The sequence below is a fragment of the Xenophilus sp. genome (assembly GCF_044462705.1).
GTDB classification, from domain to species: domain Bacteria; phylum Pseudomonadota; class Gammaproteobacteria; order Burkholderiales; family Burkholderiaceae_C; genus Xenophilus; species Xenophilus azovorans.
The window spans coordinates 1-9,075 of record NZ_JBIQNC010000020.1 but is presented as its reverse complement, the minus strand read 5'-3'; the positions used below and the strand labels follow the sequence as shown (position 1 = coordinate 9,075).

The following is a 9,075-nucleotide window of genomic DNA, read 5'->3' as shown; positions in this document are numbered from 1 at the left end:
GGCGGCAGCAACGACATCCGCTGCATGCGGCCGGCGCCGGCCTGGGTCGGCCACGCCCGGCTGCACGGCACGATGCACGACCTGGGCGCCTACCCGGGCGCGGTGCTGGCGGGCGAGGGCGAGCTGGTGGGCGAGGTCTGGCGCATCGGGCCGGCGCTGGAAGCGGCGCTGGACCGGCTGGAAGGCGTGCGGCCCGACGGCAGCGGCGAGTACCTGCGGCGCGAGTGCGACGTGGCCGTGCACCCGGATGCGGTGCTGCGCTGCCTGGTCTACGAGATCCACCCCGCGCGCATCGCCGGGGCGCCGGTGGTGCCGGGCGGCGACTGGCTCGCGCACCGGCGCCTTGCGCCGGCCGGCGGGGCTACGCCACCCGCAGGCCCTGCAGCGCCGGATCGGCCGGCGGCGGACGCAGGTCCAGGCTGCGCAGGGTGCGCACCAGCAAGCGGGCGATCATGAGGTTGCGGTGCAGCTTGCTGTCGGCCGGGATCACGTACCACGGCGCATGGCGGGTGGAGGTGGCGCCCAGCGCCTTGGCGTAGGCACGCTGGTAGTCGGCCCATTTCGTGCGCACCGCCAGGTCGCCCATGCTGAACTTCCACTGCTTGCCCGGCGAGTCGATGCGCGCCTGCAGCCGCTCGCGCTGCTCGTCGCGGCTGATGTGCAGCATGCACTTGACCAGCGTGGTGCCGGTCTCGGCCAGCAGGCGCTCGAAGTCGTTGATCTGGGCGTGGCGGCGCTTGGTTTCCGCCTTGTCGATCCAGCCCTCGACCACGGGCACCAGCACGTCTTCGTAGTGGCTGCGGTTCCACACGGCGATCTCGCCTGCGCGCGGCACCACGGCGTGGCAGCGCCAGAGGAAGTCGTGCGCCTTCTCCTCCTCGGTGGGCGCCTTGAAGGCCGCCACGCGCACGCCCAGCGGCGAGGTGCGCGAGAACACCCAGCGGATGGTGCCGTCCTTGCCGCTGGTGTCCATGCCCTGCAGCACCAGCAGCAGCTTGCGCCGGCCCTCGGCGTGCAGCAGGTTCTGCAGTTCGTCCAGCTCCTCGGCCAGGCGGTCGAGTTCGGCGCGGTGCTCGTCCTCGCCGCCGCCGCGCAGGAAGGGCGTGTCGCCCGGGTCGATGCGCGACAGGTCGGGGGTGCGGCCGGGATCGACCCGGTAGGGCTTGAAGCGGCTCATGGTGCGCAGCCTACTTGATGTCGTCGTCCACGCTGGCACTCCAGCGGTCGCCCCAGCCGTGGCGCGCCTGGTCGAGCTGCCGGCGGTCGCGCTTGGTGGGGCGGCCCTGCTCGATGGCCAGCGCCGGTTCGCGGGCCACGTGCCGCCGCTCGCGCGCGGCGGCCTGGGCGGCCAGGCTCTCGGGGGTTTCCTCGTACAGCTGCTGTGCCACCGGCGCCGGGCCGCGCTGCAGGCTCAGGCCGAGCACGCGCACGGTGCGCGTCGCATCGCCCTGGCGCAGCGCGACGGTGTCGCCCGGCCGGATCTCGCGCGAGGGCTTGGCGTTCTCGCCGTTGACCTGCACGCGGTGCCGGTCGATCTCGTCCACCGCGAGCGAACGGGTCTTGTAGAAGCGGGCGGCCCACAGCCACTTGTCGATGCGCATGCGCTCCATGAAGGCGTGTGTATGGCGGAGTGTGATGAGGAGGGAAGTGCTCAGTGTCGCGCCAGCGGCAGCCGGACCAGCGCGTCGAGCCCGGTGACGCGGCCGTCGGGCGCCGTGCGATTGTCCAGCGCGATGTCGCCGCCGAGCGTGTGGACGATCTCGCGGCAGATGGCCAGCCCCAGGCCGGAGCCGCGCGCCACGTCGCCGGCGGCGAAGGGCGCGAACAGGCGCTGGCGCAGCTCGGCCGGGATGCCCGGGCCGGCGTCGCTCACGCGCAGCAGGGCGCGGCCGTCCTGCACGGCCACGCGCACCGCCAGGCCGCCGCCCGCGGGGCTGTGCTTGATGGCGTTGTGCAGCAGGTTGCGCGCCAGCTCGGTGAGCATCCAGCGGTGCGCATGCACGGCGGCCGGCTGTACGGCCAGCTCGAAGTCGAGTGCCTTGTCCGCCACCAGCGGCGAGAGGTCCAGCGCCACCTGGCGCACCACCTCGCCCAGGTCCAGCGTCTCCCATTCCGGCTGCTGGCGCAGCTGCTCGATCTTGGCCAGCGAGAGCATCTGGTTGGCCAGCAGCGTCGCGCGCTCGACGGTGCCGCCGATGTCGGCCAGCGCCTCGGCCGCCGGCAGGTCGCCGCGCCGCGCCGACTGCACCTGCGCCTTGAGCACCGCCAGCGGCGTGCGCAGCTGGTGCGCCGCATCGCGCACGAAGCGCTTCTGGTGATCCAGCAGCCGCTGCAGCCGACCCATCACGCCGGTCATCGCGTCCAGCAGCGGCAGCAGTTCGCGCGGCGCGTCGGGCGCGTCGATGGGCGAGAGGTCGCCGGCCGCGCGCGCCTCGATGGCGCGGCCCAGCGCGCGCACCGGGCGCGTGGCGAGCTGCACCACCAGCACCGTCACGCCGGCGATCACCGCCGCCAGCAGGAGCTGGCGCCACAGCATGTCGACCAGCAGGCGGCGCGCCAGCGCCTCGCGCAGCTCCAGCGTCTCGGCCACCTGCACCACCGCCATGCCGCGGCCCTGGCTGCTGGCCACCGGCTGCAGCAGCACGGCCACGCGCACCGGGCGGGCACGGAAACGGTCGTCGTAGAAGTCGACCAGCGCGGCGTAGGGCGGCCGGTCCGGCAGGCGCCCGTGCCAGAAGGGCAGCTCCTCGAAGCCGGAGACCAGCTCGCCGCGCTGGGTCGAGACGCGGTAGTACATGCGGCTCTGGTTGTCGGCCTCGAAGGCCTCCAGCGCGGAGTAGGGCACGGTGGCGCGCAGCACGGCGGCCTCGTCGTAGCCGGTCACGTCGAGCTGCTCGCCGATGGTCTTGGCCGAGGCCAGCAGGGTGCGGTCGTAGGCGGTGGTGGCGGCGGCCAGCGCCTGGCGGTAGACGCTGACGCTGTTGATGACGATGAACAGCGCCACCGGCGCCAGCAGGCCCAGCAGCAGCCGGAAGCGCAGCGAGGTGCGGCGGGGCGCGGTGCTCAATGGCATGGGATGCGCGAGTCTGGCGCAGTCGTTTTGCGGGGGCACCCGCGGAACCGGCTTGGCCGGGCCGCTGGGTGCGCCCCCTCGAGGGGGGATTCGACCGGAACGAAGTCCGGGAGAAACGGGGGTGGTTTCATTCCTTGCGCAGCAGGTAGCCCAGGCCGCGCAGGGTCATCAGGGCGCAGCCGGTGCCGGCCAGCTTCTTGCGCAGTCGGTAGACCACCACCTCGATGGCCTCGTACTGCACGGCCGCCTCGCCCGGGAAGACCAGCTCGAACAGCCGCTCCTTGCTCACCGCGTGGCCGGGGCGGGCCATCAGCGCGCGCAGCAGCGCCAGCTCGCGCGGGGTCAGCTCCATCGGCTCGCTGCGCAGGTAGATGGCGCCGCTGGCGGGCTCGAAGCGCAGCGCGCCCAGCTCCATCGGCGTGGGCACCGGCTCGGCGCCCGGCGCCTCCTGGTGGCGCCGGCGCAGGGCGCGCAGGCGGGCCTCCAGCTCGTCGAGGTCGAAGGGCTTGGGCAGGTAGTCGTCGGCGCCGGCGTTCAGGCCCATCACGCGGTCGCCCACCGTGCCGCGCGCGGTGAGCAGCAGCACCGGCGTGCGCAGCCCGGCGGCGCGGGCCTGGGCCAGCACCTGCAGGCCGTCCAGGCCGGGCAGGCTCAGGTCCAGCGCCACCACGTCAGGCTCCAGCGCGCGCCATTGTTCGAGCGCCTGCGCGCCGTCGCCGCAGGGCCGCACGTCGATCTGCCGGCGCGCCAGCGTGCGCTGAAGGGTGGCCTGCATGGCCGGGTCGTCTTCGACCAGGAGCACTTTCATCTTCAACGCTCAGTGTTTTCCCCGAGGTGCCGGACAGCCAACTGACAGGAGCGGCGCGCATGATAGCCACGCAACGCGCCTGCAGCGTGCGTGCCATCCATCAGTCAAGGAGACCTTCCACATGCGTCGTGACACCTTCCTCAAGTCCCTGGCCGCGCTGGCGGCCGCGGGCACCCTGCCGCTCACGGCCCGCGCCGCGGCCAACGTGAAGATGATGATCCCCGCCAACCCCGGCGGCGGCTGGGACACCACCGGCCGCGCCCTGGGCAAGGCGATGGTGGACGCGAAGGTGGCCGACACGGTGGCCTACGACAACAAGGGCGGCGCCGCCGGCGCGCTGGGCCTGGCGCAGTTCGTCAATGGCTCCAAGGGCGACCCGAACGCGCTGATGGTGATGGGCGCCGTGATGCTGGGCGGCATCATCACCGGCAAGCCGCCGGTCAACCTGTCGCAGGCCACGCCGATCGCCCGCATCACGAGCGAGTACAACGTGTTCGTGCTGCCGGCCAACTCGCCCTTCAAGACCATGGCCGACGTGGTGGCGCAGCTCAAGAAGGACCCGGGCAGCGTCAAGTGGGGCGGCGGCTCGCGCGGCGCCACCGAGCACATCGCGGCGGCCATGATCGCCAAGCAGGTCGGCGTCGATCCGAAGAAGATCAACTACGTGGCCTTCCGCGGCGGCGGCGAGGCGACGGCGGCCATCCTCGGCGGCAACGTCACCATCGGCGGCAGCGGCTACAGCGAGTTCGCGCCCTACATCGCCGACGGCAAGATGAAGGCCATCGCCGTCACCTCGGGCACGCGCCTGGAAGGCAGCAGCGTGCCCACGCTCAAGGAGCAGGGCATCGACGTGGAGATCGGCAACTGGCGCGGCGTGTACGGCGCGCCCGGCATCACGGCCGAGCAGAAGAAGGCGCTGACCGACATGGTGCTGGCGGCGCTGAAGTCGGCCTCGTGGGCCGAGGCGCTGAAGAAGAACGACTGGACGCCGGCGGTGCTCTCGGGCGACGAGTTCGCCAAGTTCGTCGACGAGGACTTCGCCAACCTGCGCGACATCATGACCCAGTCCGGCATGGTCTGAGCGCCCCAAGGGCCGGGCTGCGCCCACCCCGCCCCCGAGGGGGGCAAGAAAACTTGGGGCGGCCCGGCGTTTTCTTGAGAGGACGGACGCATCACGCTGTCACACGCCCAAGGGCCGAAGGGCCCGCCGGCTTCGGCACGGTACCCACGCGAGCGGGGCCCGTGCCTTTTTCTCTCGCATTGACCATCGCGCCCGCGCGCGATGGCGGAGAAAGGCAACATGACCACGACAAACACCAAGGAACGCGCGCTCGGCCAGGGCGGCAACTGGCCCCAGACGCTGGTGGGGCTGGGCGTCCTCGCCACCGGCCTGGGGCTGGGCTGGGGCGCCATGGGCATTTCCTCCGATGCCGGCTACAGCGGCATCGGCCCGAACTTCTTCCCGTGGATGTGCGCGGTCGTGCTCACGGTGTGCGGCGCCTGGATCCTCTGGGAGGCGCGCACCGGCGGCTTCCGCGAGATGGACGAGGAGGGCGCGCCGGCCCATCCGCCGTACTGGACGGGCTTCGTCTGGGTGTCTGCCGGGCTGCTGCTGAACGCATCGCTGATCACCACGGTCGGCTTCATCCTGAGCTGCGCGCTGTGCTACCTGCTGGCGGTGCAGGGGCTGCGGCGGGCCGGCGGGCAGCCCATCGCCAACGCGCCGCGCACCTGGATCGTCGACGTCCTGGTGGGCCTCATCATCTCGGCGCCGGTGTACTGGACCTTCACCAAGTTCCTGGCGATCAGCCTGCCGGGGCTGACGAACAGCGGCTGGCTCTGAGGGAGGCACCATGGACATCTTCAACGCGCTCCTGGTCGGCTTCTCGCACGCGATCACCTTCTCCAACCTGCTGTGGTGCCTGCTGGGCTGCGCCCTGGGCACGGCGGTGGGCGTGCTGCCCGGCATCGGCCCGGCGGTGGCCGTGGCGATGCTGCTGCCCATCACCGCCAAGGTGGAGATCACGGCCTCGATGATCTTCTTCGCCGGCATCTACTACGGCGCCATGTACGGCGGCTCGACCACCTCCATTCTGTTGAACACGCCGGGCGAGACGGCCAGCATGGTCACGGCCATGGAGGGCAACAAGATGGCCAAGAGCGGCCGCGCCGGCGCCGCGCTGGCGACGGCGGCGATCGGCTCCTTCGTCGCAGGCACCATCGCCACAGTGATCGTCACGCTGTTCGCGCCTTACGTGGCCGACTTCGCCGTCAAGCTGGGGCCGCCCGAGTACTTCATGCTCATGCTGCTGGCCTTCACCACCGTGAGCGCGGTGCTGGGCAAGAGCACGCTGCGCGGCATGACGGCGCTGTTCGTCGGCCTGGCGGTGGGCTGCGTCGGCATGGACCAGATCTCGGGCCAGGGCCGCTACGTGGGCAGCGTCCCCGAGCTGCTGGACGGCATCGAGATCGTGCTCGTGGCCGTCGGCCTGTTCGCCGTGGCGGAGGTGCTGTACGCGGTGCTGTACGAGGGCCGCGTGGTCGAGAGCCAGAACCGCCTGAGCCGCGTCCACATGACGCGGCGCGACTGGAAGCGCTCCATCGGCGCCTGGCTGCGCGGCACCGCCATTGGCACGCCCTTCGGCTGCATCCCGGCCGGCGGCACCGAGATCCCGACCTTCCTGAGCTACGCCACCGAGAAGAAGCTGGCGAAGGACCCGCAGGACAAGGCCGAGTTCGGCACCACCGGCGCCATCGAGGGCGTGGCCGGCCCCGAGGCGGCCAACAACGCCACCGTGACGGCGGCGCTGATCCCGCTGCTGACGCTGGGCATCCCGACCAGCAACACCACCGCCATCCTGCTGGGCGCGTTCCAGAACTACGGCATCCAGCCGGGGCCGCAGCTGTTCACCACCAGCGCGGCGCTGGTGTGGGCGCTGATCGCGTCGCTGTACATCGGCAACGTGATGCTGCTGGTGCTGAACCTGCCGATGGTGGGCCTGTGGGTGAAGCTGCTGAAGATCCCGAAGCCGCAGCTGTACGCGGGCATCCTGATCTTCGCCACGGTGGGCGCCTACGGCATGCGGCAGAGCGCCTTCGACCTGTTCCTGCTCTATGCCATCGGTGTGCTGGGCGTGATCATGCGGCGCTTCGACTTCCCGACGGCGCCGGTGGTGGTGGGCATGATCCTCGGGCCGCTGGCCGAGGCGCAGCTGCGCAACGCGCTGTCCATCGGCGAAGGCAGCCCGCTGGTGTTCCTGCAGCGGCCGATGTCGCTGGCGCTGATCGTCGTGGTGCTGGCGGTGCTGGTGCTGCCGCGCGTGGCCAAGCGCATGTCGCAGCGCCGGCTGCGCGAGCAGGCGGCCTGAGCGGAGGCATCGGGCCATCGGCGGCTAATGAGAATGTTGCAAGGAGAAACACTCTCCGCACACGAGAGGGTGTGCCCCTAGACTCGACTGTCTTTGTTCCTGCATGGCCGCGCTGCCGCGCGCGCCGAACACCCACCCATCGATGACCCTCTGGACCTTGCTGGCCTGGATCGCGGCTGCGCTGATCGTCGTGATCGCCGCCGTGCTCATCTGGCGCCGCGTCGGGCGCCGCACCAAGGAAACCCCCACCGTCGCGCTGGTGCGCAGGCGGCGTGAACTGCAGTCGCAGCTGCAGAGCCTGGCCGGCGACGAGGGTGGAGGCATCCTCAAGCAGGAGGCCCAGCGCATGCGCGCGAGCCCGACCGAACTGCAGGTGCTGGAGGCCGCCGTCGCGCGCGCACAGCGGCTCGCCTCGGACCGGCGCTGAGGCCGGTCTTCCTCTCAGTTTTCGGCGGCGGCGTCGCCACCTGCGGCCAGCGCCGCCAGCCGCTCGCCGGTCACGCGGCAGATGCGCCAGTCCGGCATGACGGTGGCGCCCATCCCCTCGTAGAGCGCGATGGCGCGCCGGTTCCAGTCGAGCACGCTCCATTCCAGCCGGCCGCAATCGCGCTCGGCGGCCAGTGCGGCCACGCGCGCCAGCAGGGCCCGGCCGAGGCCCCGGCTGCGCCATGCCGGGCGCACGTACAGGTCTTCCAGCCACAGGCCGGGCCGGGCCAGGAAGGTGGAGAAGGTCGGGAAGAAGAGGGCGTAGCCGGCGGCCGCGCCGTCCGCCACGTCGTCCGCCACTGCCACCATCGCCTCGGCCGCGGGCCGCTCGCCGAAGAGCTGCGCGGCCAGGCGCTCGGGCGTGGCTTCCATCAGGTGTTCGAGCCGCTCGAACTCGGCCAGCTCGCGGATCATGCCGACGATGGCGGGCACGTCCTGGGGCGTGGCGGGGCGCAGGGTGAAGGCAGGGGAAGTCATGGGGGCGTCCGTGGGTGGCTCATGTTCTCCACGCCGGCAGCGTCCAGCCGCACAGCACGGCCAGCACGCGCAGCAGCGCGGCGGTGGCTGCCGCCACGGTGAGCCCCAGCCAGTCGGCCAGGCCGGCGCCCTGCGCCGCCACCACCACCCAGCCGCCGGCGAAGGCGCACAGCGCATAGGGGCGGTGGTCGGAGAAGGCGCGGGGGATCTCGTTGCACACGATGTCGCGCAGCACGCCGCCGAACACGGCGGTCATTACGCCCATCAGCACGGCGACCAGCGCCGGCATGCCGGCGGCCAGCGCGATCTGCGTGCCGCTGGCGGCGAACAGGCCCATGCCGAGCGCGTCGGGCCACTGCATGGCGCGCTCGGTCCAGGCGAAGTGCCGCGCGCGCAGGAACAGCATGGCGGCGATGCACAGCGCCAGCAGGCCCCACAGCCACAGCCCGTGCTGCACCCAGAAGAAGGGGCGCCGGTCGAGCAGCACGTCGCGCAGCGTGCCGCCGCCGAAGGCCGCCAGTCCGGCGACCATGACCACGCCCACCGCGTCCAGCCGCTTGCGCGCGGCCTCCAGCAGGCCCGACAGCGCGAAGGCCAGCGTCCCGGCGGCCTCGACGAGGGTGTGGGCGTTGGACAGCGTCAGCACGTGGGCGAGCGGCGTGGCGGGCATGGAGCGTTGAGGCGGAGCGGGGGAGGCCGATGGTACGGTGGGCCGGGTTTCTTCAGGGCCATGGGCTGTGGTCCGGCCCAGGCCCCGGTGAGGGGGCGGTGGCGCTTCGGTGGAGCGGTCTGCGCTTTGCGCCGACTGCCCTGCGATGCTCGCGCGGCCGGGCCGGCGCAGAACTCACTGCGCGCTCCTGCGG

General features: G+C 72.1%; 11 protein-coding genes. 5 read left to right on the top strand and 6 right to left on the bottom strand.

Annotated features, from left to right (window positions below; all coding sequences use genetic code 11):
- A partial coding sequence (locus ACIY1X_RS05730) for a gamma-glutamylcyclotransferase (RefSeq protein ID WP_399678794.1) occupies positions 1–456 on the top strand: 456 nt, incomplete at its 5' end.
- Here the strand turns inward: ACIY1X_RS05730 and ACIY1X_RS05725 are convergent.
- The 4 genes from ACIY1X_RS05725 to ACIY1X_RS05710 form a co-directional block, all read right to left on the bottom strand.
- Positions 362–1,177: a PPK2 family polyphosphate kinase gene (locus ACIY1X_RS05725; protein ID WP_399678791.1), complete on the bottom strand. Its 816-nt coding sequence runs from the start codon at positions 1,175–1,177 to the stop codon at positions 362–364. The two genes, ACIY1X_RS05730 and ACIY1X_RS05725, sit on opposite strands and share 95 nt — an antisense overlap.
- A 10-nt stretch (positions 1,178–1,187) precedes the next feature.
- Positions 1,188–1,610: an RNA-binding S4 domain-containing protein gene (locus ACIY1X_RS05720; protein ID WP_399678788.1), complete on the bottom strand. Its 423-nt coding sequence runs from the start codon at positions 1,608–1,610 to the stop codon at positions 1,188–1,190.
- Between the two features lie 41 nt (positions 1,611–1,651).
- Positions 1,652–3,073 (bottom strand): sensor histidine kinase, encoded by a 1,422-nt coding sequence (locus ACIY1X_RS05715; RefSeq protein ID WP_399678785.1) that lies wholly within the window; start codon positions 3,071–3,073, stop codon positions 1,652–1,654.
- A gap of 127 nt (positions 3,074–3,200) precedes the next feature.
- The gene (locus ACIY1X_RS05710; protein WP_038201181.1) at positions 3,201–3,881 is read right to left on the bottom strand and encodes a response regulator transcription factor; all 681 of its coding nucleotides are present in this window, start codon (positions 3,879–3,881) and stop codon (positions 3,201–3,203) included.
- Positions 3,882–4,002: 121 nt separating this feature from the next.
- Between ACIY1X_RS05710 and ACIY1X_RS05705 the strand changes: the two genes are divergently transcribed.
- The 4 genes from ACIY1X_RS05705 (at position 4,003) to ACIY1X_RS05690 (ending at position 7,676) form a co-directional block, all read left to right on the top strand.
- Positions 4,003–4,962: a Bug family tripartite tricarboxylate transporter substrate binding protein gene (locus ACIY1X_RS05705; RefSeq protein WP_399678782.1), complete on the top strand. Its 960-nt coding sequence runs from the start codon at positions 4,003–4,005 to the stop codon at positions 4,960–4,962.
- 219 nt (positions 4,963–5,181) lie between these two features.
- Complete coding sequence (locus ACIY1X_RS05700) at positions 5,182–5,724, top strand: tripartite tricarboxylate transporter TctB family protein (RefSeq protein ID WP_399678780.1); 543 nt, start codon at positions 5,182–5,184, stop codon at positions 5,722–5,724.
- A gap of 10 nt (positions 5,725–5,734) precedes the next feature.
- Entirely contained in the window at positions 5,735–7,249 is a 1,515-nt protein-coding gene (locus ACIY1X_RS05695; protein ID WP_399678777.1) for a tripartite tricarboxylate transporter permease, read from the top strand.
- Between the two features lie 142 nt (positions 7,250–7,391).
- Positions 7,392–7,676: a hypothetical protein gene (locus tag ACIY1X_RS05690; RefSeq protein WP_157007737.1), complete on the top strand. Its 285-nt coding sequence runs from the start codon at positions 7,392–7,394 to the stop codon at positions 7,674–7,676.
- A gap of 14 nt (positions 7,677–7,690) precedes the next feature.
- Here ACIY1X_RS05690 and ACIY1X_RS05685 read toward each other — a convergent pair whose 3' ends face one another.
- On the bottom strand, positions 7,691–8,212 hold the full coding sequence (locus tag ACIY1X_RS05685) for a GNAT family N-acetyltransferase (RefSeq protein WP_399678775.1): 522 nt from the start codon (positions 8,210–8,212) through the stop codon (positions 7,691–7,693).
- A gap of 19 nt (positions 8,213–8,231) precedes the next feature.
- The gene (locus ACIY1X_RS05680; protein WP_399678773.1) at positions 8,232–8,882 is read right to left on the bottom strand and encodes a trimeric intracellular cation channel family protein; all 651 of its coding nucleotides are present in this window, start codon (positions 8,880–8,882) and stop codon (positions 8,232–8,234) included.
- Positions 8,883–9,075 lie beyond the last annotated feature (193 nt).

Bases quoted from the DNA above. Each gene is read 5' to 3' on its own strand.
- ACIY1X_RS05720 (WP_399678788.1), bottom strand. From the start codon at position 1,610: ATGGAGCGCATGCGCATCGACAAGTGGCTGTGGGCCGCCCGCTTCTAC.
- ACIY1X_RS05685 (WP_399678775.1), bottom strand. From the start codon at position 8,212: ATGACTTCCCCTGCCTTCACCCTGCGCCCCGCCACGCCCCAGGACGTG.
- ACIY1X_RS05690 (WP_157007737.1), top strand. From the start codon at position 7,392: ATGACCCTCTGGACCTTGCTGGCCTGGATCGCGGCTGCGCTGATCGTC.
- ACIY1X_RS05695 (WP_399678777.1), top strand. From the start codon at position 5,735: ATGGACATCTTCAACGCGCTCCTGGTCGGCTTCTCGCACGCGATCACC.
- ACIY1X_RS05680 (WP_399678773.1), bottom strand. From the start codon at position 8,882: ATGCCCGCCACGCCGCTCGCCCACGTGCTGACGCTGTCCAACGCCCAC.
- ACIY1X_RS05700 (WP_399678780.1), top strand. From the start codon at position 5,182: ATGACCACGACAAACACCAAGGAACGCGCGCTCGGCCAGGGCGGCAAC.
- ACIY1X_RS05705 (WP_399678782.1), top strand. From the start codon at position 4,003: ATGCGTCGTGACACCTTCCTCAAGTCCCTGGCCGCGCTGGCGGCCGCG.
- ACIY1X_RS05725 (WP_399678791.1), bottom strand. From the start codon at position 1,177: ATGAGCCGCTTCAAGCCCTACCGGGTCGATCCCGGCCGCACCCCCGAC.
- ACIY1X_RS05715 (WP_399678785.1), bottom strand. From the start codon at position 3,073: ATGCCATTGAGCACCGCGCCCCGCCGCACCTCGCTGCGCTTCCGGCTG.
- ACIY1X_RS05710 (WP_038201181.1), bottom strand. From the start codon at position 3,881: ATGAAAGTGCTCCTGGTCGAAGACGACCCGGCCATGCAGGCCACCCTT.